Source organism: Actinokineospora sp. UTMC 2448, from assembly GCF_024760565.1.
Taxonomy (GTDB): domain Bacteria; phylum Actinomycetota; class Actinomycetes; order Mycobacteriales; family Pseudonocardiaceae; genus Actinokineospora; species Actinokineospora fastidiosa.
Window position 1 is genome coordinate 6885760 of sequence record NZ_CP031087.1, and the last position, 22010, is coordinate 6907769.

Annotated in this window: 18 protein-coding genes; 13 read left to right on the plus strand and 5 right to left on the minus strand. The window is 72.5% G+C overall.

What is annotated here, in order from left to right; genetic code table 11:
* Positions 1-58 precede the first annotated feature (58 nt).
* The 3 genes from Actkin_RS31915 (at position 59) to Actkin_RS31925 (ending at position 1745) form a co-directional block, all read left to right on the plus strand.
* A complete protein-coding gene (locus tag Actkin_RS31915) occupies positions 59-721 on the plus strand; it encodes a hypothetical protein (protein WP_396122911.1) in 663 nt (220 codons plus the stop codon).
* 127 nt (positions 722-848) lie between these two features.
* Positions 849-1478 (plus strand): HNH endonuclease family protein, encoded by a 630-nt coding sequence (locus tag Actkin_RS31920; RefSeq protein WP_258905306.1) that lies wholly within the window; start codon positions 849-851, stop codon positions 1476-1478.
* An 18-nt stretch (positions 1479-1496) separates the two neighbouring features.
* Positions 1497-1745, plus strand: a complete 249-nt coding sequence (locus Actkin_RS31925; protein WP_189209114.1) for a hypothetical protein — start codon at positions 1497-1499, stop codon at positions 1743-1745.
* Here Actkin_RS31925 and Actkin_RS31930 read toward each other — a convergent pair.
* Entirely contained in the window at positions 1726-2391 is a 666-nt protein-coding gene (locus Actkin_RS31930) for a TetR/AcrR family transcriptional regulator (protein WP_189209113.1), read from the minus strand. The genes Actkin_RS31925 and Actkin_RS31930 overlap by 20 nt on opposite strands.
* An 89-nt stretch (positions 2392-2480) precedes the next feature.
* Between Actkin_RS31930 and Actkin_RS31935 the strand changes: the two genes are divergently transcribed.
* Positions 2481-3134, plus strand: coding sequence for an SCP2 sterol-binding domain-containing protein (locus Actkin_RS31935; protein WP_258905307.1), 654 nt, complete (start codon positions 2481-2483; stop codon positions 3132-3134).
* A gap of 20 nt (positions 3135-3154) precedes the next feature.
* A complete protein-coding gene (locus Actkin_RS31940; RefSeq protein WP_258905308.1) occupies positions 3155-3745 on the plus strand; it encodes an SCP2 sterol-binding domain-containing protein in 591 nt (196 codons plus the stop codon).
* Positions 3746-3800: 55 nt separating this feature from the next.
* Here the strand turns inward: Actkin_RS31940 and Actkin_RS31945 are convergent, their stop codons facing one another.
* From Actkin_RS31945 to pdhA, 3 genes are read right to left on the minus strand one after another with little or no spacing between them, the layout of a single operon-like run.
* Positions 3801-5162, minus strand: a complete 1362-nt coding sequence (locus tag Actkin_RS31945; RefSeq protein WP_258905309.1) for a dihydrolipoamide acetyltransferase family protein — start codon at positions 5160-5162, stop codon at positions 3801-3803.
* A gap of 7 nt (positions 5163-5169) precedes the next feature.
* Entirely contained in the window at positions 5170-6195 is a 1026-nt protein-coding gene (locus Actkin_RS31950; RefSeq protein ID WP_189209109.1) for an alpha-ketoacid dehydrogenase subunit beta, read from the minus strand.
* A complete protein-coding gene (gene pdhA / locus Actkin_RS31955) occupies positions 6195-7397 on the minus strand; it encodes a pyruvate dehydrogenase (acetyl-transferring) E1 component subunit alpha (RefSeq protein ID WP_189209108.1) in 1203 nt (400 codons plus the stop codon). The genes Actkin_RS31950 and pdhA overlap by 1 nt, the downstream gene beginning before the upstream one ends.
* A gap of 429 nt (positions 7398-7826) precedes the next feature.
* Here pdhA and Actkin_RS31960 point away from each other — a divergent pair, with 429 nt between their 5' ends.
* Together Actkin_RS31960 and Actkin_RS31965 are read left to right on the plus strand one after the other, a co-directional pair.
* On the plus strand, positions 7827-9236 hold the full coding sequence (locus Actkin_RS31960; protein WP_396122912.1) for a M20/M25/M40 family metallo-hydrolase: 1410 nt from the start codon (positions 7827-7829) through the stop codon (positions 9234-9236).
* Between the two features lie 2 nt (positions 9237-9238).
* The gene (locus tag Actkin_RS31965; protein ID WP_258905310.1) at positions 9239-12181 is read left to right on the plus strand and encodes a TIR domain-containing protein; all 2943 of its coding nucleotides are present in this window, start codon (positions 9239-9241) and stop codon (positions 12179-12181) included.
* A gap of 1 nt (position 12182) precedes the next feature.
* On the opposite strand, the gene Actkin_RS31970 is transcribed toward Actkin_RS31965, so the two are convergent.
* Complete coding sequence (locus tag Actkin_RS31970) at positions 12183-13253, minus strand: ADP-ribosylglycohydrolase family protein (protein ID WP_189209106.1); 1071 nt, start codon at positions 13251-13253, stop codon at positions 12183-12185.
* Between the two features lie 114 nt (positions 13254-13367).
* On the opposite strand from Actkin_RS31970, the gene Actkin_RS31975 reads away from it, so the two are divergent.
* The 6 genes from Actkin_RS31975 to Actkin_RS32000 all read left to right on the plus strand — a co-directional run bounded on the left by Actkin_RS31975 (position 13368) and on the right by Actkin_RS32000 (position 21977).
* A complete protein-coding gene (locus Actkin_RS31975) occupies positions 13368-16040 on the plus strand; it encodes an MGH1-like glycoside hydrolase domain-containing protein (RefSeq protein ID WP_258905311.1) in 2673 nt (890 codons plus the stop codon).
* Between the two features lie 117 nt (positions 16041-16157).
* Positions 16158-17093, plus strand: coding sequence for an ABC transporter substrate-binding protein (locus tag Actkin_RS31980; RefSeq protein WP_258905312.1), 936 nt, complete (start codon positions 16158-16160; stop codon positions 17091-17093).
* On the plus strand, positions 17093-17995 hold the full coding sequence (locus Actkin_RS31985) for an amino acid ABC transporter permease (RefSeq protein WP_258905313.1): 903 nt from the start codon (positions 17093-17095) through the stop codon (positions 17993-17995). Before Actkin_RS31980 ends, Actkin_RS31985 begins: the two co-directional genes overlap by 1 nt.
* Positions 17992-18756 (plus strand): amino acid ABC transporter ATP-binding protein, encoded by a 765-nt coding sequence (locus Actkin_RS31990; RefSeq protein ID WP_309569094.1) that lies wholly within the window; start codon positions 17992-17994, stop codon positions 18754-18756. Before Actkin_RS31985 ends, Actkin_RS31990 begins: the two co-directional genes overlap by 4 nt.
* Positions 18757-18876: 120 nt before the next feature.
* A complete protein-coding gene (locus Actkin_RS31995) occupies positions 18877-21072 on the plus strand; it encodes a translocation/assembly module TamB domain-containing protein (RefSeq protein WP_258905314.1) in 2196 nt (731 codons plus the stop codon).
* Positions 21073-21095: 23 nt separating this feature from the next.
* Positions 21096-21977 (plus strand): phosphoribosylaminoimidazolesuccinocarboxamide synthase, encoded by an 882-nt coding sequence (locus Actkin_RS32000; RefSeq protein WP_258905315.1) that lies wholly within the window; start codon positions 21096-21098, stop codon positions 21975-21977.
* The last annotated feature ends 33 nt before the right edge of the window (positions 21978-22010 follow it).

Consider the following 22010-nt stretch of genomic DNA (forward strand, 5'->3'; position numbering starts at 1 on the left):
CCCGGACCCGGAACGCTCGGGCGAATGCCGGTGACTCAGCCTAGACCAGGAGACAAGCGTGAGCGCACTCGTGCTGGCCTGCGGAAACGACCGGGTGGCCGACACCACCGACCTGTTTACGGACAGTGACGTCCGTGCAGTGCCTGCACGACCCGACCGGGCGGCCATCGATCCCCTGCTCACCGGCGTCGAGCGGGTGATCGTGCACGGCACGGACGCCGACCTCGCGGCGGTCGCGTTGCGCCTCATGCGCAAGGAGCGGTTGGAAACGGTGTCGGTCGGCTACGTGCCCGCGGAGGCGGATTCCGTCGTCCGGGCGCTGTGGGACCTGCCCGCCGACCCGCGCCTCGCGGCCGAGCTGGCGCTGCGCGGCGAGGTCGACCCGGTTCCGCTGGTCCGCGACGACACCGGCGGCGTGCTCGTCGGCCTGGGGGTCCTGCCGCAGATCCGCGGCGTCGTCTACTGCGATGACACCGTGGCCCTGCGCGGCCGGGCCAGCCGCATCGAGGTCAACCCCGCGCGCGGCGCCGGGCTGGAGGTGCGGGTCATCCGGATCGGGCTGCTCGGCAAGCGCGTGCAGACCTTCCACGGGCGCGCGGTGCAGGCGGGCTGCCTGCCGGTCATCCCGCGCAGCGACGGGGTCGACCACCCCAGGGAGGCGGGCCGCTGGACCTGGTACCGGCACACCGCCGATCTCCGGCTCGTCCGCGGACTGCTCTGATCGGTGTGAAAACCACGACGATCTTCCCCTGAGCGTCGTCATCAGGTCACCCTTTGGTGTGAGGCATTCCACCTCGATTCGTCACGGTTGACCCGCTCCACGTGTGTCCCCACTCACGGAGGAAACGATGACGAAGACTCGGGCGCTCCTCGGTTCCCTGCTCTTATCGGCCGCCGTCACCGTCGGGCTCGCGGGCTCGGCGAGCGCGACGCCGCCCAACATCCCCAGCGAGTCCACCGCCCGCGCCGAGCTGTCGGCGCTGCGCGTGGCGAGCGAGGGGTCGATGACCGGCTACTCGCGCGACAAGTTCCCGCACTGGATCACGATCTCGGGCACGTGCAACACCCGCGAGACGGTGCTCAAGCGGGACGGCTCGAACGTGCGCACGGACTCCTCCTGCTACGCGACCTCCGGCAGCTGGTACAGCCCGTACGACGGCGCCACCTGGTACAACCCGTCCGATGTGGACATCGACCACATCGTGCCGCTGGCCGAGGCGTGGCGCTCCGGGGCGTCCTCGTGGACCACGTCGCGGCGGCAGGCCTTCGCCAACGACCTGAGCAACCCGCAGCTCATCGCGGTGACGGACAACGTCAACCAGAGCAAGGGCGACCAGGACCCGAGCACGTGGAAGCCGTCGCGGACCGCGTACTGGTGCACCTACGCGAAGATGTGGGTGCGGACGAAGTACGCCTACAACCTCTCGGTGCAGTCCGCGGAGAAGTCGGCGCTGTCCTCCATGCTGAACTACTGCTGACGGGGCAGGATCGGCGGCATGGCTGACTACTCCACCCCGTTCAGCGCGGGCCCCGGCGTGATGACCGAGGAGGTCGGCGTCGTCACCGGCGACCTGGAACTGCGCACCACCTGCGGCCCGGACAACGTGGTGACCGCGAAGGTCCGCTACGCGGGCGCGGAGGAGTGGTACCGGCTGCGGGGCGGCCAGTGCAAGCTGGCCGACCCTGCCGACCATGCCGCCGTCCACGCCCTGCTGGCGGGCGTGCTCAACCGGCCGTCGGGGTAGCCGGCGTCCAGACGTGACCGTCCACGAGGTCGCCGAAGCCCATCCAGACCAGGTTCATCAGCCAGCCCGCGACGACCTTGTCCGGCACCTCGGGGTGGTCGAGCCACCAGTCGGCCAGCGACTCGCTCGCGCCGACGAGCGCGGCGGCGAGGGCCTCGGTCGACTTGGTGGCGGCCTCGTCCATGCCCCGGCTGGTCGCCGAGCGCACCAGCAGGGCGTCGACCAGGGCGATGGCCCGGTCGCGCATGGCCAGCAGCTCCTCGCTGAACGGGCCGCCCTGGGAGGTCGCCTGGCGGTGCAGGACGCGCCAGCTCTCCTTCTGCGCGCCGACGAACCGGAAGAACGCGCGCAGGCCGTGCCAGAGCTGCATGTCCGGGGGCAGCTCGGCCTCGACGCCCGCCGCGATCGCCTCGATCAGCATCGACGCCTCCCGGCGGATGCAGGCGGCGAACAGGTCCTCCTTGTGCCCGAGGTAGGCGTAGATCATCGGCTTGGACACGCCCGCGACGTCGGAGATCTCGTCCATCGACGCGTTGTGGTAGCCGTGCTCGGAGAAGACCCGGACGGCGGCGTCGAGGATCTGCCGCTCGCGGACCTCCCGCGGCAGCCGCTTGACCTTCGTCGGACGGCGTTCGTCGACGCTCACGCCGTGCTCCTCCCCTTCGCCGGATTCCACCTTGCCAGTCCAAGCTACCCGCCCGTAGCCTACTCGCGAGTAGGTACAGGGAGGTGGCAATGTCCGAGCCGCAGGGCGCCGAGGTGGAGCTGGACGCCCTCAAGCCGCGTGAACTGGTCGAGCTGCTCGATCGGATGAACCCCGAGGACATCGCCGCACGGAACATCGACGTGGATGCTATCGGGCGGGCGATCGATCCACGGAAGCTGCGCAAAAACGAGCTGTCCGCGCTGCTGTCGGCGATCACCCGGTTGGCCGAGGCGGGCGCGGACGTCGACCTCTCCCGGATGCGGCCGGGCACCTTCGCCCGGATCATCACCCACGCCTCCCGCGAGCAGATCCAGGCCGTCATGGCCGACCCCCGGCTGCGCACCCGCGTCATCGACGAGATCTTCCGGCGCGCGGGCGAGCACGTGCGGCCCGAGCGCGTGCGCGACCTCGACGCGGTCGTGCACTGGCGGCTCACCGACGGCACCGGGGCGGGCGGCTACGACCGCTGGGAGACCGTCTTCGCCGACGCGGCCTGCACGGTCAGCCGCGAGATGGCGCACAAGCCGAAGGTCACCATCACCCTGACGCCCGCGGACTTCCTCAAGCTCATCACGCAGAACGCGTCGGCTCCCGTGCTCTTCCTCACCGGCAAGCTCAAGGTGCGCGGGGACCTGGCGTTCGCCGCGAGCCTGTCGGGCCTGTTCGACCTGCCGCGCGGCTGAGGGTCTGGTTGTCTTCCCGGATGCGCCGAACCCGCAAGTGGCACCGGCTGGCCCGGCCGCCGGTCGCCGACCTCGACGCCTTCGCCGAGCTGATCGACCCGGCGAGGCTCACCCCGGCGCAGTTCGTCGACCTGGTGTCCGTGTTGGACATGCTGGGCGCCGCGGGCACGGCGGTGCGGCTGAGCGGGCTGCGGACGGAAACCTTCGTCCGATTCCTCGACAAAGCGTCGCGTGAGCAAATCGAGGCGCTGATGGCGCACCCGCACCTGCGTTATGTCGTGTTCGACGAGCTGTTCCAGCGCATGTCCGCGCATCTGGACCGGACCAAGTCCGCCGGGCTGCGCGCCGTCGTGCACTGGCAGTTCCCCGGCGGCCCGCACGACGACGGCGTCGACCGGTTCGAGACCCGCATCCGCGACGGCCGCTGCGACACCGGCGACGAGCCGACGGCCGACCCCCGGGTCACGCTCACCGTGGACCCGGTCGACTTCCTGCGCGTGATCACCGGCTCGGTGAACGTCCCGATGCTGTTCCTGTCGGGCAAGGTCAAGGTGAAGGGCGACATCGCCTTCGCGGCGACCCTGATCGGGTACTTCGACCTGCCCCGGTGAGACGACGCGGGGGTGGGGACGAGTCGTCCCCACCCCCGCGCGTGTCGGGGAACCGTCAGAAGGTCATGGCCATGCCGGGGTCGGCCAGCAGCGCGCCGACGTCGGCGAGGAACTCCGAGCCCTGCTGGCCGTCGACCAGGCGGTGGTCGAAGCTCAGCGCGAGCTGGCAGACCTTGCGGACCTTGATGTCGCCGTCCACCACCCACGGCATGTCCCGGATCGCGCCGAAGGCGAGGATCGCGGACTCGCCCGGGTTGATGATGGGCGTGCCGGTGTCGACGCCGAAGACGCCGACGTTGGTGATGGTGAAGGTGCCGTTGACCATGTCGCCGGGCGGCGTCTTGCCCTCGCGGGCTGTGGTCGTCAGCTCGTCGAGCGCGACGGCCAGCTCGCGCAGCGACATCCGCTCGGCGTCGCGGACCTTCGGCACGATCAGCCCGCGCGGGGTGGCCGCGGCGATGCCCAGGTGCACGTAGTCCTTGTAGACGATCTCCTGGGCGGCCTCGTCCCAGGCGGCGTTGACCTCCGGGGTCCGCTTGATCGCCATCGTGACCGCGCGGGCGCAGAACGCCAGCGGGGTCAGGCGGACGTCGCGGAACTCGCGGTGGTTCTTCAGCCGGGCCCGCAGCTCCATCATCGGCGTCACGTCGACCGTCAGGAACTCGGTGACGTGCGGTGCGGTGAAGGCGCTGCTGACCATCGCCTGGGCGGTCATCTTGCGGACGCCCTTGATCGGCACCCGGCGCTCGCCGCCGCGGGTCGCGACCGGGGCCGCGGCCTGCTCGGGGGCGGACGCGGCCTGCTGCACGTCCTCCCGGGTGATGACGCCGTCGGCGCCCGTCCCGGTCAGCGAGCGCAGGTCGACACCGAGGTCCTTGGCCAGCTTGCGGACCGGCGGCTTGGCCAGCGGCACGTACCCGCCGGCGGCGGCGGGCTCGGGCTGGGCCGGTGCGGGCCGGACCGCGGCGGGCGCGGAGCCGTTGGTGCTGGTGAACGCCTGGCCCACCTGCTCCTGCACCGCGGCGGCGGCGGGCTCGGCCGGGACGGCCGGTCCCTTGCGCGCCCGGCGCTTGGCGGTGACCGTCTTGGAGCCGTAGCCGACGAGCGGCTTCATCTCCTCCTCGGCGGGCGCGGCCGCGGCGGGCGCGGGCGCCGGGGCGGCCGCGCCGCCCGGGTCGGTGTCGATGGTCAGGATCGGCGTGCCGACCGTGACCGTGTCGCCGGGCCGCACGTGCAGCTCGGTGACGACGCCCGCCCACGGGCAGGGCAGCTCGACGGCGGCCTTCGCGGTCTCGATCTCCACGATGATCTGGTTGACCGTGACCTCGTCGCCCGGCTGGACGTGCCAGGACAGGATCTCCGCCTCGGTCAGGCCCTCGGCGGTGTCGGGCAGGGGGAAGCTCTTGTACTGCGGCATCAGCGGATCACCAGGCCAGCGAGCGGTCGACGGCGTCGAGCACCCGGTCGAGGTCCGGAAGGAAGTGCTCCTCCAGCTTGGCGGGCGGGTACGGCACGTCGAAGCCGTGCACGCGCAGCACCGGCGCCTCCAGCGAGTAGAAGCACTCCTGCTGCACGCGGGCGGCCAGCTCCGAGCCGATCGACGACTCCGACGGCGACTCGCTCACCACGACCATGCGGCCGGTCTTGCGCACCGACTCGAACACCGGGCCCAGGTCCAGCGGGGACAGCGTGCGCAGGTCGATGACCTCCAGCGAGTGCCCGTCCTCCTCGGCGGCGGTGGCCGCGTCCATGGCGACCTTCACCGACGGGCCGTAGGCGACCAGCGTCGCCGTGGTGCCCGTCCGCACGACGCGCGAGGCGAACAGCGGGTCCGGGGTGGCGGCCGGGTCGATCTCGGCCTTCATCGCCGCGGAGTGGTAGTAGCGCTTGGGCTCGAAGAACAGCACCGGGTCGTCGCAGCGGATGGCCTGCTGGATCATCCAGTAGGCGTCCACGGCGTTGGAGCAGGCGACGACCTTGAGCCCGGCGGTGTGCGCGAAGTAGGACTCCGGCGACTCCGAGTGGTGCTCGACCGCGCCGATGCCGCCGCCGAACGGGATGCGGATGACCATCGGCACCTTCACCCGGCCCTGGGTGCGGGTGTGCAGCTTGGCGACCTGGGAGACGATCTGGTCGAAGCCGGGGAAGACGAACCCGTCGAACTGGATCTCGCAGACCGGGCGGAAGCCGCGCACGGCCAGGCCGACCGCGGCGCCGATGATCCCGGACTCGGCCAGCGGGGTGTCGAGCACGCGGTGCTCGCCGAAGTCCTTCTGCAGGCCGTCGGTGATCCGGAAGACGCCGCCGAGCTTGCCGACGTCCTCGCCCATCACCAGCACCTTGGGGTCGGCCTCCATGGCGGCGCGCAGGCCGAGGTTGAGCGCCTTGCCCATGGTCAGCGACTGCACGGCCGGTGCGGTCTGGGGCTTGTTGATCGCGGGCGCGGCCATCAGTGCTCACCTCCGAAGGCGGACAGGTACGCCAGGAACTCGTCGCGCTGGGCGTCGAGGACCGGGCTGGGCTCGGCGTAGACGTTGTCGAACATCTGCCGCACCGGGGGGTCGGGCATGTTGAAGCAGTATTCGCGCAGCTCGGCGGCCATCTTGTCGGCGTCGGCCTGCACGGAGTCCAGGTAGTCCTGGTCGGCCATGCCGTGGCGGACCAGGTGGACGCGGACCCGCTCGATCGGGTCCTTGAGCTTCCACGCCTCCAGCTCGTCGGAAAGCCGGTAGCGGGTCGGGTCGTCGGTGGTGGTGTGGGCGTCCATGCGGTAGGTGAACGCCTCGATCAGCACCGGCCCGTTGCCGTGGCGGCACTCGTCCAGCGCCCAGCGGGAGACCGCCAGCGAGGCGAGCACGTCGTTGCCGTCCACCCGGATGCCGGGGAAGCCGTAGCCGCGCGCCCGCTGGTACAGCGGCAGGCGCGACTGGCGCTCGGTCGGCTCGGAGATCGCCCACTGGTTGTTCTGGCAGAAGAACACCAGCGGCGCGTCGTAGACCGCGGCCCAGACGAAGCCCTCGTGCACGTCGCCCTGGCTGGTCGCGCCGTCGCCGAAGAAGCACATGGTGGCCTCTCCGTCGTCGTCGCCGACCTTGCCCTCGAAGCGCTGGCCCATCGCGTACCCGGCGGCGTTGAGCACCTGGTTGCCGATCACGATGGTGTACGGGTGGAAGCGGTGCGCTACCGAGTCCCAGGTGCCGTTGTCGGTGCCGCGGAAGATGCCCAGCAGCTCCTCTGGCTTGATGCCCCTGCACCACGCGACGCCGTGCTCCCGGTACGAGGGGAACACCATGTCGGTCGGCCGCAGCGCGCGCCCGGCGCCCACCTGCGCGGCCTCCTGGCCCAGCAGCGGCACCCAGATGCCCAGCTGGCCCTGCCGCTGCAGGGCGTTGGACTCGCGGTCCGCCCTGCGCACCAGCACCATGTCGCGGTAGAGCCCGCGCAGGTCCTCGTCGGTGATGTCGGCGACGTAGCGGTCGAATTCGGGATTCTCGACGCGCTCGCCCTCCGGGGTCAGGAGCTGCACCAGCTCCGGCCCGCCTTCGCTGGTCGCACGCAAACCCGCGATCACCTGCTCTGCTGTCGGAGCGGCTGCGGTGGCGGCGGGGCCCTCCCGGGGCTCCGGGTGCGTCCACTGTTCGGCAGAGGACATGTGGTTCTCCTCTAGGTGTCTGGTCCGCACCCCCGCTCGTGACGGGACGGCACGGCCGCGCCGCTGGTCGCCGCCGCCGTTGTCATCGGCCACGGCCCCGTCGACGCTGACGGTTCGTTCCCACATCCTGGCACGGCGCACCCCGATCCGGTGAGTCCGCTCAGCCCGTTCGTTACCAACAACGACCCTCTGACCTGGGAAAACCATTGGACTACCGACGTTAGGGGGTCATAGCGGCGCGCGATCGGCGCAGCGTGGCGGGGCCCGCGCGGACCGGCGGTGATCGCGCCGGTGATCGACAGTGAGCTGCGTCACCGCGGGGGCGAGCCCGCGGCCACGGGCGGGAAGGACGGGGCCGCGGGCTCACCACCGAGCCTGGCCGACGCCGCCTGAGACGATCTCAGCGCCGGAGGTGGCAGGATCGGCGGCGTGGACACCGCAGCCGTGAAGCAGGGCGTGCGCGAGGTGTGGGAGGCAGCGATCCTGCCCAGCCTGCGCGACTTCATCGCCATCCCCGCGCTCTCCCCGACCTTCGACGCCGACTGGGCGGCCAACGGCCACCTCGACGCCGCCGCCGAGCACCTGCGGGCCTGGATCGCCGACCGCGGCCTGCCCGGCGCGACGCTGGAGGTCGTGCGCCTGCCCGACCGCTCGCCCCTGCTGGTCGTGGACGTGCCCGGCACGGTCGACGCCGGCACCGTCCTGCTCTACGGCCACCTCGACAAGCAGCCGCCGGTCGGCGGCTGGTCGGAGGGCCTCGGGCCGTGGACGCCCGTGCAGCGCGACGAGCGCCTGTACGGCCGGGGCAGCGCCGACGACGGCTACGCCGGGTACGCCGCGACCGCGGCCATCGAGGCCGTGCGCGCCAACGGCGGCGAGCACTCGCGGTGCGTGATCCTGCTGGAGACGGGGGAGGAGTCCGGCAGCCCCGACCTGCCCGCGTACCTGGAGCACCTGGCCGACCGGCTCGGCGAGGTCGCGCTGGTCGTCTGCCTGGACTCCGGCGGGCAGGACTACCAGCGGCTCTGGCTGACCACCTCGCTGCGCGGCCTCATCTCCATCGACGTGACCGCCCGCGTGCTCGACGCGGGCCAGCACTCCGGCCTGGCGGGCGGCGTCGCGCCCAGCTCGTTCCGCGTGCTGCGCGCGCTGCTGGACCGCCTTGAGGACTCCGCGACGGGCGAGCTGCTGATCCCCGAGCTCACCGTCGAGATCCCGGCCGAGCGGGTCGCCGAGGCCAAGGCCACCGCGGAGGCGGCGCCGGGCACGATGCGCGCGACCTTCCCGCTGCACGGCTCGACCCGGCCGATGGCCGACGACGAGCTGGAGCTGATCCTCAACAACAGCTGGCGGCCGACGCTCAGCGTCGTCGGCGCCAGCGGCATGCCCGAGCCCGCGGACGCTGGCAACGTGCTGCGGCCGTTCACCACGCTGTCGCTGAGCTTCCGCCTGCCCCCGACCGCCGACGCCAAGGCCGCGCTGGAGGCGATCCAGAAGGCCCTCACCACCGACGTGCCGAACGACGCGACCATCGAGTTCAGCCGCGTCGACATCGCCAACGGCTGGAACGCCCCGGCGCTGGCCCCCTGGCTGCGCGACGCGCTCGACCGCGCCTCCCACGAGGTCTTCGGCAGCCCGTGGCGCACGGTCGGGCTGGGCGGGTCGATCCCGTTCATGGGCCTGCTGGCCGAGCGCTACCCGGCCGCCCAGTTCGTCATCACCGGGGCGCTGGGACCCGACAGCAACGCCCACGTCCCGGACGAGTGGCTGCACGTCCCGCAGGCCATGCGGGTGACCGAGACCGTCGCGCACGTGCTGGACGCCCAAGCCCGCGCCTGAGGATGCGGCGGCCAGCGGACTACGACGCGTTCCTGTCCTACAGCTACGCGGTCGACCGCCCGCTGGCCGCCGCCGTCCAGCGCGGCCTGCACACGCTGGCCCGGCACTGGTACCAGGCCCGCGCGCTGCGCGTGTTCCGCGACCAGACGAGCCTGTCCGCCAACCCGGACCTGTGGGACTCCATCGAGACCGCCCTGCGCGCGTCCCGCCACTTCATCCTGATGGCGTCGCCGGAGGCCGCCGCGTCGCCGTGGGTGCGGCGAGAGGTGGCGCACTGGCAGGCCGAGGGGACGCGCGAGACGTTCCACATCGTGCTGACCAGCGGGGAGATCGTCTGGGGCGACGGCGACTTCGACTGGGAGCGCACGACCGCGCTGCCGCCGGGCCTGCGCGGCTGGTTCGCCGCGGAGCCGCAGTGGGTGAACCTGGGGTGGGCCCGGGCGGACACCCAGTTGTCCCTGCTCAACGGCCGGTTCCGGGACGAGGTCGCCACGCTGGCCGCCGCCGTCCACGGCCTGCCCAAGGACGTCTTCGACGGCGAGGACGTCCGCAGGCACCGCAGGTCCGTGCGGCTGCGGCGCGCGGCGGTGAGCGGCTTGGCGCTGCTCACCGTGCTCACCACCCTGCTCGGCCTGCTCGCCTGGCGGCAGCAGAACACCACCGAGCGCCAGCGCGACCAGGCCGTCGCCCGCGAGCTCGCCACCCGCGCCGCCGAGCTGGGCGACCGGGACCCCCGGCTCGCCCGCCTGCTGAGCCTGGCCGCCTGGCGGATCGCGCCGCTGCCGGAGACCCGCGCGGGCCTGCTGGCAGCGGCGGGCAGGCCGGGACGCGCCGTGATCGAGAGCCCGGGCGCGACCGCGGTCGCCGTCAGCCCGGACGGGAGGCTGATCGCCGTGGGCGGCGGGTCGGTCCGGCTGTGGGACACCGCGACGCGGCGGCCGGTGGGCGAGCCGTTCGCGGCCGGGGACGTGCGGACGCTCGGGTTCAGCGCCGACGGCGGCAGGCTCGTCGTGGGCAGTGACGAGGTGCGGGTGTACGACGTCGCGACCCGGACCGCCGTCGGCAGCCCGGCGCCTCTCCCCGAGGGGCTGCCCGGGGTGGGGACTCTGCGCACGGTGGCGATCAGCCCGGACGGCGCCACCATCGCCGTCGGCGAGACGTTCGGCGACCTCGGGCTGTGGGACGTCGAGACCGGGACGCGGCTGTTCGCGCCGTTCGAGACCGTACGGCCGCACATCCCCTCGGCGGCGCCGGTGGCGGCGTTCAGCCCGGACGGGAAGACCCTGGCGGCGCTGAACCCGCACGACGGCAAGCTCCGGTTCTGGGACCTGGCGACCGGCCGCCCGCGCGGCGCGCCGGTCGCGGCGTACCCGCGCCAGACGACCGCGCTGGCCTGGCCGTCCCTGGCCTACCGGCCCGACGGCATGCGGATCGCGACCGCAGGCGTCGACGGCGTCGTGCGGGTGTGGGACCCGGCCACGGGCAAGCCCGTCGGCGCGCCGCTGACCGGCGGCGGCCGCACCCGGCAGGAGAAGGAGCTGCCGTCGGTCGCCTTCAGCGCGGACGGCGCGCTGGTGGCCGCGGGCAACGCCGACGGCACCGTGTCGCTGTGGCGCGGCGACACGCTGGAGCCGGTGGGCGACCCGCTGGCCGGGCACGGCGGCGTGGTCGGGGCGGTGGCGTTCGGCCCGGGCGGGCTGCTGGTCAGCGCCGGGGCGGACGGCACGGTCCGGCTCTGGGACGTCGACGCGCGGCTGCGCCGGGTCAGCCCGCTGCCCGCCGACACCGGCCCGCTGTACTCCGTGGCGTGGTCCCCGGACGGCGCCACGATCGCCGCGGGCGGCCACGGCGCTGCCGGGCTGGGGGCGCGCGGCGCTCCGGTCTCGTGCCGGATCGACGGGTGGGCGCTGTGCCTGGCGCTGGAGGGCCGGTCGGTGATGGTGGGCGGCGGGACCTCGGCCCACCCCTACACCAGGTGGAGCGACCCGGGCGGGCACGACGGGACGCTGCTGCTGTGGGACGCGGCCACCCGGCGGCGGCTGCCCAACCCCGCCGAGGGCAGGTCGGCCATCGCGAACTCGGTGGTCTTCGGCCTCGACGGGCGGGTCGTGTTCGCCACCGGGGTGGGCGCCGACCTCGACACCCGGGGCACGGTGACCCGCTGGAGCGCCGCCCAGCAGGTCCCCATCGGGATCGCGTCGGTCGAGCTGAGCGGGCCCGCGTGGGCGTCCGCGCTGAGCCCCGACGGGCGGCTGCTGGCCGTCGGCGGGGACGACACGGGCACGGCGGACGGGCCGAGGACGGACCCCGTCGTCCTGATCGACCCGGTCGACGGCCGCCGGGTCGCGTCGTTCCCCGAGGCGGGCGCGGTCTACGCGGTCGCGTTCAGCCCCGACGGCCGCACCCTGGCCGCGGCGACCGAGACGGGCGCGGTCGGGCTGTGGGACGTGCGGTCGCGGACCAGGACGGGCGAGCTGGCCGGGCACAGCGGACCGGCCGGGGCCGTGGCCTACGCCCCCGACGGCGCGACGGTCGCGACCGCGGGCGCCGACGGCACGATCCGGCTGTGGGACAGCGAGACCGGGGAGCAGGTGGGCGTGCCCTTGCGCGGGCACGGCGGCACGGTGTTCTCGGTCGCGTTCAGCCCCGACGGGACGCTGCTGGCCAGCGGCGGCGGCGACAACTCGGTGCGGCTGTGGGAGGTCGCGTCCCGCAGGCAGGTCAACGAGCGGTTCTGGGGGCACGCCCTGCCGGTGCGGTCGGTCGCGTTCAGCCCGGACGGCCGGACCCTGGCCAGCGCGGGCCTGGACCGGGCGGTGCGGCTGTGGGACGTCGGCCACACGGTCGACCCCGCCGCGGTCCTCTGCGCCCAGGCGGGCGGGTCGCTCACCGAGGAGGAGTGGGACCAGCACATCCCGGACATCGGTCACCGCCCGGTCTGCTGACTCACCAGGCCGGATAGCGCTCCTGCCAGGCCGGGTCGACCCGCTCGGCGCGGAAGACGAGCAGGGCGTCGTCGACCAGCTGGACCATGACGTCGCGCAGCTCCAGGCCGTCCAGCAGGTGCGCGGGGATGGCCTCGACGCCCAGCGTGACGCCGAGCAGGTTGCCGCAGATGGCGGCGGTGGAGTCGCTGTCGCCGGAGTGCTCGGCGGCCAGCGCGAGACCGTCGACGAGGTCGTCGGCGTGCAGGGCGGCGCAGACGGCGATGGCCAGCGCCTCCTCGCCGACCCAGCCGCCGCCCAGGGTCTCCAGCGCCTCCGCGCTCGGCCTGCCCTTCTCGGCCAGGACCATGGCGGCGCCGAGCGCGGCGACGGTCTCCTCGTTGCCGTCCCACTCGGCCAGCTCGGCGCGGACCTCGTCGACGGCGGTCGGCAGGGCGACCCCGTCGAGGAGCCTGCGGACCAGGAAGGCGAGCGCGCCCGCGCTCAGGTAGCCGCTGGGGTGGCCGTGGGTCAGCGCGCCGGAGCGGGCGGCCAGCTCGAACACCTCGGCGGCGTCGGCCGACCACAGCGCGATCGGCGCGGCGCGCATGACCGCGCCGCAGCCCTTGGAGTCGTTGATCCGCTTCTCCGGCGATGCCGACGGGACGCCGCCCGCGAAGCCCCGCAGGGACGCGAGCACGGTCGCGCCCGGGGCGCGGCGGCTGTGCAGCTCCGGCTCGGCGACCAGCCAGCCGTCGGGCCGCTCCTCCAGCGCATAGGTCCCGCCCGCGCGGTGCCAGGGCGTGCCCTGGGTGTGGTACCAGCGCTGGTAGGCGTGCTGGAGCACCGAGATGGGGTGCTCGGCGAGGCCGAGCCCGCGCGCCATCTGGGCGCGGATCATCGCCTCCAGCGTGAACAGCGTCATCTGGGTGTCGTCGGTGACGCGGCCGGTGCCGCCGTAGGCCGTGCCGTACTCGCGCACGCCGTCGGGGAACCGCGACCGGATGTCGGCCAGCCCCATGAACTCCACCGGCCCGCCGAGCGCGTCACCCACCGCGCCCGCCAGCACACATCCCAACCAGGCTTCCCGCACCCGGCCAGCCTAGTGCGCGCGAACGACATCACCCTCCGGCACGGATCGTGCGGAGCGGGTGACGACCCGCCGGGTGTTTACGGGATATCAGCAGGCTCGGTCACACTTGACCGGATGAGCGAGCGCGAACGACTGGAGACGTCCGGGTCCGCGCAGTCGCCGTGGCGGCTGTGGGGGCCGTATCTGGCCGCCCGGCAGTGGGGCACCGTCCGTGAGGATTATTCACCTCACGGCGACGCCTGGGGGTACTTCCCGTTCGAGCAGGCCCGCTCGCGCGCGTACCGCTGGGGCGAGGACGGCATCGCGGGCATCTGCGACCGCCACGGGTTCCTCAACTTCGCCGTCGCGCTGTGGAACGGGCACGACGAGATCCTCAAGGAGCGGTACTTCGGGCTGTCCAACACCGAGGGCAACCACGGCGAGGACGCCAAGGAGTACTGGTGGGTCACCGACGGCACGCCCACCCACTCCTGGATGCGGATGGTCTACCGCTACCCCCAGGCCGCCTACCCCTACGCCGAGCTGCGCGAGATGGCCGCCAGGGCGGGCCGCGACGCGCGCGAGCCCGAGCTGGCCGACACCGGCGTCCTCGACGACGACCGCTTCTTCGACGTCCGCGTCACCTACGCCAAGGCCGCACCGGACGACGTCTGCATCGAGATCGCGGCCACCAACCACGGCCCCGACACCGCCCCGCTGCACCTGGTCCCGCAGCTGTGGTTCCGCAACACCTGGTCGTGGGGCCGCGACGCGCGCAGGCCCGCGCTCATCGCCTCGACCGCAGACGGGTGGTCGCGGGTGCTCGCCGAGCACGCCCTCCTCGGCCGCTACACGCTGCAGTTCGACGGCGCGCCCACGCTCCTGGTCACCGACAACGAGACCGACGAGGCCAACCTCTTCGACCGACCCGTCAACCCCAGCCGCTACACCAAGGCCGGGATCGGCGACCACATCGTCAGCAAGATCTCCGACGCCTGCCAGGTCGTCGCCGACGGCAAGGCATCGCAGCCGGGCACCAAGGCCGCGGGCTGGTACCACTTCCCGGCCGTCGCCCCGGGCGAGACCGTCCGGGTGAAGCTGCGCCTGGTCGCGGGCAGCGGCCACGGCGCGGCGTTCGGCCGCTCGTTCACCGGCGCCATGATGGACCGCGAGCAGGAGGCCGACGACTTCTACGACGAGGTCGCGGGCCACATCGCCGAGCCGGAGCGCACCGTGGTGCGCCGCGCCTACGCGGGTCTGCTGTGGACGAAGCAGCACTACCGGTTCCGCGTGCGCGACTGGCTCGACGGCGACCCGGCCCACCCGCCAGCGCCCGCCGAGCGGCTGCGCGGGCGCAACGCGCACTGGAAGCACGTGGACGTCGCCGACGTGCTGTCCATGCCGGACGAGTGGGAGTACCCCTGGTTCGCCGCGTGGGACCTGGCCTTCCACATGGTCCCGTTCGCCGTCGTCGACCCGGCGTTCGCCAAGGACCAGATCCTGCTGCTGTGCCGGGAGTGGCTGATGCACCCCGACGGGCAGCTGCCCGCGTACGAATGGGCGTTCGGCGACGTCAACCCGCCCGTGCACGCCTGGGCGGCGCTGCAGGTCTACAAGGCCGAGGAGGCCGCGACCGGCAGGGGCGACCGGGTGTTCCTCGCCCGCGTCTTCCACAAGCTGCTGCTCAACTTCTCCTGGTGGGTCAACCGCAAGGACCCCGAGGGCAACTACCTGTTCGAGGGCGGGTTCCTCGGCATGGACAACATCGGCCCGGTCAACCGGTCCGAGCCGCTGCCCGGCGGCTGGCGGCTGGAGCAGTCCGACGCCACGTCGTGGATGGCGACCTACGCCCTGCACCTCATGCAGATGGCCCTCGAACTCGCCCGCGACGACGAGGCCTACGAGGACGTGGCCACCAAGTTCGTCGAGCACTTCCTCTCGATCGCCCAGGCCTCGACCCACTTCGGCTCCGCCGACCGGCCGATCTGGGACGACGAGGACGGCTTCTGCTACGACCTGCTCTCCCGCCACCGCCCGGACGGCGGGGTCGAGGCCCAGCCGGTGCGCGTGCGCTCGATGGTGGGCCTGATCCCGCTGCTGGCCGTCGCGCCGCTGCCCGCGTGGGTGTTCACCGAGCTGCCGCACTTCGCCGAGCGGCTGAACTACCTGCTGCGCCACGCGCCCGCGTTCGGGCAGTTCCTCACCTGGCACACCGACGGCGAGCGCAGCGCGCTGCTGTCGCTGCTGGACGTCCGCAAGCTCCAGCGGGTGCTCAAGCGCATGTTCGACGAGGACGAGTTCCTCGCCCCGCACGGCATCCGCTCGCTGTCCGCGACCCACCGCGACGGCGTCGACGTGCACATCGACGGCTGGCCGCACCGCATCCAGTACGAGCCGGGCGAGTCCCGCACCCCGATGTTCGGCGGCAACTCCAACTGGCGCGGCCCGATCTGGTTCCCCACCAACGCGCTGCTGGTGCAGGCGCTGCACGTGCTCGACGCGTTCCACGGCAAGGACCTGCAGCTGGAGCTGCCGACCGGGTCGGGGACCAGGGTCACCGCCGGTGACGCCGCCCGGGAGCTGCAGCACCGCCTCGCGGCGCTGTTCCTGCCCGGCCCGGACGGGCGCAGGCCCGCCGACGGCCACCGGATCGAGGCGTCCGACAGCGCGCGGTGGCGCGAGCACGTCACCTTCAGTGAGTACTTCGACGGCGACACCGGCGAGGGCCTCGGCGCCTCTCACCAGACCGGGTGGACCGCCCTGGTCGCCGTACTTATTGCGGGCTGGCCGGGTACCAGCGGGAAATAGCCCGGCGCCGTCGGCCGAACGATGGTGATGTGTCCGTAACCAAGGCCGTGCTGTGCTGACCGACCGGCGGGTGGCAGTATCCCCAGCACTCCGGTACCCAGACCCGAGGAGTAGATGGTGTCCCGACGACAGTTCCGCAGGCTGAGCCAGGTGACCACGGGAATCGCGGCCGTCGCGCTGACCGTGACCGCGTGCGGCTCGGGTGGCAGCGGCGCCCCGCAAGACCCCGGTGCGGGCCAGAGCACCCCGACCGCGGAGGTCCCCTCGGTCGCCAAGGACCCGGCGCTGGCCGCGATGGTCCCGACCGACATCGCCGCCGATGGGAAGATCATCGTCGGGCAGGACCAGAGCTACCCGCCGAACGAGTTCGTCGACGAGCAGAACCAGGCCGTCGGCATGGACATCGACATGGGCAACGCGATCGCCGCGAAGCTCGGCCTGACCATGGAGTACCAGAACAGCGCCTTCGACGGCATCATCCCCGGCCTGACCTCGGGCAAGTACGAGCTGGCCATGTCGTCGTTCACGATCAACGCCGAGCGGCTCCAGCAGGTCGACATGGTGTCCTACTTCAGCGCGGGCACCTCGATGGCCGTGCTGAAGGGCAACCCGGACGCCGTCTCCATCGACGACCTGTGCGGCAAGACCGTCGCCGTGCAGAAGGGCACCGTCCAGGTCGAGGACCTGGAGAAGGCCAACGCCGAGTGCAAGACGGCGGGCAAGCCCGAGATCACCGTCAGCCAGTTCCAGAACCAGACCGACGTGACGCTGGCGCTCACCGCCAAGCGCGCGCAGGCGATGCTGGCCGACTCCCCGGTCGTCGACTACGCCGTCAAGCAGACCGAGGGCCAGCTGGAGACCGCGGGCGCGCCGTACGACACCGCGCCGTACGGGATCATCGTGCCCAAGGACAAGGGCGACTACGCCAAGGCCGTCCAGGGCGCGCTGCAGGCGCTGATCGACGACGGCACCTACACCAAGATCCTTGAGAAGTGGGGCGTGCAGGCGGGCGGCATCCCCACCGCCGAGATCAACCCCGAACCGGCTGGCTGATGACGCAGGGCCACACCCCGCAGAAGGTCGTGCCGGTGCGCCACCCCTGGCGGTGGGTCACCGGCGCGATCCTCGCGGTCCTCATCGCACAGGCCGCCACCAGCGTCGTCACCAACGACAACTTCGGCTGGCCGGTGGTCTGGGACTACCTGTTCGACCCCCGGGTGCTGCAGGGCCTGCAGAACACGCTGATCCTGACCGTGCTGTCGATGGTCATCGGCGTGGTCGGCGGCATCCTGCTCGCGGTCATGCGGCTGTCCGGGAACCCGATCGCCGCCGGGGTGGCCAGCGCCTACATCTGGCTCTTCCGCGGCACGCCGCTGATCACGCAGCTGATCTTCTGGTTCTACATCGCCGCGCTGTACCCGCGCATCGGCCTCGGCGTGCCGTTCGGCGGGCCGGAGTTCGTCTCGTGGGACACGAACACGCTGATCACCCAGTTCAGCGCCGCCCTGCTGGGGCTCGGCCTGAACGAGGCCGCGTACATGGCCGAGATCGTGCGCAGCGGCATCCAGTCCGTCGACGAGGGCCAGACCGAGGCGGCGAGCGCGCTGGGCATGACCCGCGGCCGCATCCTGCGCCGGATCGTGCTGCCGCAGGCCATGCGGGTGATCATCCCGCCGACGGGCAACCAGACGATCTCGATGCTGAAGACGACCTCGCTGGTCATCGTCATCGGGTACTACGAGCTGATGGTCGCCGCGGGGCAGATCTACGCGCGCAACTTCCAGACCATCCCGCTGCTCATCACCGCCGCGCTGTGGTACCTGGCGCTGACCTCGGTGCTGACGCTGGTCCAGACCCAGATCGAACGCCGGTACTCCCGCGGCATGTCGCGCTCGTCGAAGGCGTCGCGCGGCCTGGTGAACCGGCTGCTGACCAGCGGGAGTGATCAGGTATGACCGAACCGATGGTGCGCGCCGAGGGCGTCTGCAAGAGCTACGGCAGGCTGGAGGTGCTGCGCGGCATCGACCTCGAGGTCGCGCACGGCGAGGTCATGTGCGTCATCGGCCCGTCCGGCTCCGGCAAGTCGACCTTCCTGCGGTGCATCAACCACCTGGAGAAGGTCGACGCGGGCAGGCTCTACGTCGACGGCGACCTGGTGGGCTACCGCCAGCGCGGCGACCGGCTGTACGAACTGCGGGAGGACGAGGTCGCCCACAAGCGGCGCTCGATCGGCATGGTCTTCCAGCGGTTCAACCTGTTCCCGCACATGACCGCGCTGGAGAACATCATCGAGGCGCCGGTCGGCGTCCTCGGCAAGCCGAAGGCGTCGGCCCGCGCGCACGCCCTGGACCTGCTCGACCAGGTCGGGCTGGGCGACAAGGCCGCCGCGTACCCGAACCAGCTCTCCGGCGGCCAGCAGCAGCGCGTCGCCATCGCCCGCGCGCTGGCGATGGAGCCCAAGCTGATGCTGTTCGACGAGCCGACCTCCGCGCTGGACCCGGAGCTGGTGGGCGACGTCCTGGAGGTCATGCGGAAGCTGGCCGAGCAGGGCATGACCATGGTCGTCGTCACCCACGAGATGGGCTTCGCCCGCGAGGTCGGCGACTCCCTGGTGTTCATGGACGAGGGCGTGGTCGTCGAACACGGCAACCCCCGCGACGTGCTGGGCAACCCCCAGGAGGAGCGCACGCAGGCGTTCCTGAGCAAGGTCCTGTGAGTCGCTGACGAGTCCGGCCCCCCGCGCGAGCGCGGGGGGCCGGACTTCCGCGGAACGCCCCACCACCCCGGTCCGTCTCTATGATCGACCGCAGGAGCGATCACGGGGGGTGGTATCGCCATGACGACCAGCGACGACGAGCGGCGGCTGGACCCGCACGACGAGAACCCCCCGGCCTGGGCGCACATCAGCGCGGCCGAGGTCCTGCGCCGCGCGGCCGAGCAGGAGAGCGGCGGCGTGCTGCGCAGGCGGAAGCTGGCCACGCCCGCCGTGCAGCGCTGGTCGGACCGCTACATCACCGGCACGCTCGACCTGCGCAACATCGAGTTCGCGCTGCTGGAGTTCGAGCGCTGCCGGTTCGAGCAGCCGCCGGACCTGCGGCAGGGCAAGCTGGCGGGCATCGACTTCCGCGACTGCGCGCTCCCCGGCCTGGAGGCGCGCAACCTGCGCACGGACAACGACCTCACGCTGTACCGCACCGTGGTCAACGGGACCGTCGACCTAACCGACGCCGAGGTCAGGGGCACGCTCGTGCTGCGCGACAGCACGCTCATCGGCCGCGACGGCAGGCCCGCGCTGCACGGCGACCGGCTGCAGCTCGCGGGCGCGCTGCTGGCCGCGCGGGTGGCGAGCAAGGGGGAGATCCGCCTGCCCGGCCTGCGCACCGGGGGCAACGTCAACTTCGCGGGCGCCGAGCTGGACAACCCGCGCGGGTTCGCGCTCAACGGCAACGGCATGCAGGTCGGCGGCAACCTGTACTTCACCGTGGACCCGCAGGGCACCCCCTTCCGCGCCGTCGGGCAGATCTTCCTGCCGACCGCGCGGGTGGAGAGCGACCTGTCCATGCGGGGAGCGCGGCTGGCCCCGCGCACCGAGCACTCGCGGGCCGTGCCGCCGGACGACCCGTTCTTCGACCCGAACGCCACCCTGGTCGCCGACCGGTCCAAAGTAGACGGCAACGTCAACCTCGACCGCGGCTTCGTCAGCACGGGCACGGTGCGCATCGTCAACGCCGCGATCGGGGGCTCGCTGCGGCTGTCGCAGGCCAGGGTCGACCTGTCCGGCGGGCAGGAGGAGTTCGTCGAGATGGGCGCCAAGGCGGGCCCGTACTCCGACCGCTCCCTGCACCTGGACGGCACCGCCGTCGGCGGCAACATCGACGCCCGCGACGCGCGGATCGCCGGGCAGATCCGGCTCGTCGAGGTCATCGTGCGGGGCAGCGCGCTGCTGGACCGCGCGGTGATCAGCAACCGCGGCGGGGACGCGGTCGAGGGCCGCCGCTTCACCGTCGGCGGCAACCTCGACGCCCGCGCCGTGCTCGTCTTCGGCTCGGTGCTGCTGACCGGGACCAAGATCGAGGCCAACCTGGACCTGCGCGGCAGCAGGCTGCTCGCCCCCGGCGTCTACCACCGCGACGGCGCGGTCAAGCCCTCGCTCGACCTGCGGGTCGCGCGCATCGGCCGCGACCTCATCTGCGCGGCGGGCGACGAGCCGTTCTCCGCGCACGGGGAGATCCGGCTGCGCCGCGCCGAGGTCGGCCAGGTCACCGACTTCCACGGCGCCGAGCTGGGCAACAGCCACAACGCGATGACGATCAACGCCTTCGGCTTCCAGACCCAGGAGCTGCGGCTGACCGTGGCCGCCGCGCCCCGCGGCCGGGTCGACCTCGGGCACGCCCGGTGCGCGTCGCTGTCGGACAACGCGGCGTTCTGGAGCGCCAAGGGCCGCATCGAGGTGGAGGACTTCCGCTACGAGACCCTCGCCGACCCCATCGACCTCGACGACGACGACCGGGTGCTGACCCGGCTGGCCTGGCTGCGCCACGGCCTGCGCGAGACCTACAGCCCCGGCCCCTACGAGCAGTTCGCCGCGATGCTGCGCGCCGCGGGCAACGAGGAGCACGCCGACACCGTCCTGGTCGAGAAGCAGCGGCTGCGCTACGCCGCGCTCGCCGACGGCGCGGGCCTCACCGCGCCGGGGATCCGGCTGTGGAGCTGGCTGCAGCGCGCCACCGTCGGCTACGGCTACCGGCCGACGCGGGCGCTGACCTGGCTGCTCGGCTTCCTGGTCGCGGGCACGGTCTGGTTCTTCATGATCCCCGAGCCGCGCGAGGCCAACACCGACGACCGGCTGGTGTGGAACCCGCTGCTGTACACATTGGACCTGCTCGTGCCCATCGTCGACTTCGGACACAAGAACAAGTGGACCATCGGCGGGGTGTCGCAGTGGATATCGGCGGTGTTCATCGCCCTGGGCTGGATCTTGGCCACGACCGTCGCCACCGGTCTGACCCGCCTGCTGCGCAGGGGCAGCTGAGCGGCCACGTAAGCTGCGCAAACGTGCCCACGCTCGCTGATTACGACAAGATCGCCGCAGGCAAGGTGCGGGAGCTCTACGCCGTCGACGACGACCACCTGCTGATGGTCGCCTCCGACCGCATCTCGGCGTACGACCACGTGCTCGCGACCCCCATCCCCGACAAGGGCCGCGTGCTGACGGCGATGAGCGTGTTCTGGTTCGACCTGCTCGCCGACGTCGTCGACCACCACATGGTCGCTTACGACGACCCGAGGATCCCCGCCGAGGTCCGCGGCCGGGCGCTGCTGGTCCGCAGGCTGGAGATGCTGCCGGTGGAGGCCGTCGCGCGCGGCTACCTCGCGGGCAGCGGCACCGCCGACTACCGGGCCACCGGCGCCGTCTGCGGCATCGCGCTGCCCGACGGCCTGACCGAGGGCTCCCGGCTGCCCGAGCCGATCTTCACCCCGGCCACCAAGGCCGAGCTCGGCGCGCACGACGAGAACATCGACTTCGCCGCCGTGGTCGAGCTGCTGGGCGCTGAGCAGGCCGAGCGGGTGCGCGAGCTGACGCTGCGCATCTACCGGCGCGGCGCCGAGCACGCCCTGGCCAACGGCATCATCCTGGCCGACACCAAGATCGAGCTGGGGCTGCGCGACGGCGGGCTCGTGCTCGGCGACGAGGTGCTGACCCCGGACTCCTCCCGCTACTGGCCGGTGGAGACCTGGGCGCCGGGACAGGCCCAGCCGTCCTTCGACAAGCAGTACGTGCGCGACTGGCTCACCTCCCCGGAGTCGGGCTGGGACCGCGCGTCCGACACGCCCCCGCCGCCGCTGCCCGACGCCGTCGTGGCCAACACCCGCGCCCGCTACGTGCAGGCGTACGAGCAGCTCACCGGCCGGAAGTTCGCCGACTGGATCGGCTGAGTCAGGGTCGGGGACACCCGCGTGTCATGCGCG